General features: G+C 61.1%; 1 protein-coding gene. It reads right to left on the minus strand.

Annotated features, from left to right (window positions below):
* Positions 1-15: 15 nt before the first annotated feature.
* On the minus strand, positions 16-1818 hold a 1803-nt coding region (locus ACXJ7R_RS31630; RefSeq protein WP_457155242.1), incomplete at its 5' end, for an OmpA family protein.

Raw genomic sequence — 1818 nt, forward strand, 5'->3', positions numbered from 1 at the left:
ATCGTGGGCCCCGCCCTAGTCCAGGTTTACCGTAACCGAAACCCGGCGATTGGTGGAGCTGCCAGTTTGAATATTTTCAGGCACCAACGGCTCAAAAGTTCCCGCGCCCCGAACCAGCAGCAGTTCCGGAGGGACGCCGCGCTTGTTGAGAAGCGCGCGAACTGTCTCGGCGCGGGCGGCGCTGATCGACGCGTTGGCCGTCTCACGGCCAGTGGCGTCCGAATGCCCGGTTAACATGAACCGCGCTGTTACGCCTGACTTGCGGGCATTCTGGGCGAATTCCTTGATTTGATCCGCCAACCTGTCGAGAACCGGCACCTGCTCTGGTCCCGGCACAACTTTGCCGGACGAGAAGAAAATATCGGTCGTCTGGATGGCTTCTCTCAAATAATTAAGTTCTGCAAGGTTTAGCTCACGCAGCTGCGAGACATCCAGAACCACTCCGTCCGCCGAAAGTTGCTCGGAGGCGGCCTGCGCCCGAGTGATCCAGGCGGCAGGAGCCTCACCCACGACAACGATGCGACCTTGGACGATCGAAACCTGAACCGATTTCGGCGGGGTCAGCGACGCCGTCAGCCGCTTCACCACGAACTTCGGATCAAGGCTCTGATAGAATTGCCACTGTGAATGAACGCGGGCAGGATCAACCTCCGTTCCGGACAGCAGAGCTTGCGGGTCGGCGGCAAGCGGGTCTCTCAGGCCGGAAATGTAGAAATGTCCACCCCTCGCTGTTTGTTGGGCGACGATGATTCCCGGTTGAGCCTCAAGTCGCGACACATAATATTGCCAGTGCTCTGCCGCTCGTGCGTCGGGGCTCACATCACGAACCTTGGAGATGTCGAATTCCGGTCCGCCTGCCGAAAGCTGTCGGGCTGCTGCGCGCGCCTTGTCTATCCAGGTGTCGGGAGCCTCACCCTCGGCAACGATGCGATCATTGACGATTGAAAGTCGTACTGTATCCGGCGGATACAGCGACGCTGTCAGCCGCTTCAACACGAACTCCGGCTCAAGGCTCTGATAGAATTGCCACTGCGAATGAACCCGGGCGGGATCGACCTGCGTTCCGGACAGCAGCGACTGCGGGTCGGCGGCAAGCGGGTCTCTCAGGCCGGCAATATAGAATTGGCCATCGCGTATCTTTTGATCTGCAACGATGATGCCCGGCTGGGTCCCCAGTCGCGACACATAGGCCTGCCAGCGCTCCGCCTCGCGTGCTTCGGGGCTTACATCGCGGACTCTGGAGATATCGAAGACCGGCCCGCCTGCCGAAAGCTGCTGGGCCGCGGCCTGCGCCCGGTTGATCCACGTGTCGGGAGCTTCACCCTCGGCAACGATGCGATCATTGACGATCGAAAGCCGTATCGAATCCGGCGGAGCCAGCGACGCCGTCAGGCGCTTCAACACGAACTCCGGCTCAAGGCTCTGATAGAATTGCCACTGCGAATGAACCCGGGCGGGATCTACCTGCGTTCCGGACAGCAGCGACTGCGGGTCGGCGGCAAGTGGGTCTCTGAGGCCGGCAATATAGAATTGGCCATCGCGTATCTTCTGATCTGCAACGATGATGCCCGGTTGGGCCCCCAGTCGCGACACATAGGCCTGCCAGCGCTCCGCYKCGCGTGCTTCGGGGCTAACATCACGAACCTTGGAGATATCGAAGACCGGCCCGCCTGCCGAAAGTTGTTGGGCGGTGGCACGCGCCCGGTCGATCCACGTGTCGGGAGCCTCACCCTCGGCAACGATGCGACCGTTGACGATCGAAAGCCGTATCGAATCCGGCGGAGCCAGCGACGCCGTCAGGCGCTTCAACACGAACTC

Source organism: Mesorhizobium sp. P5_C1 (assembly GCF_054049815.1).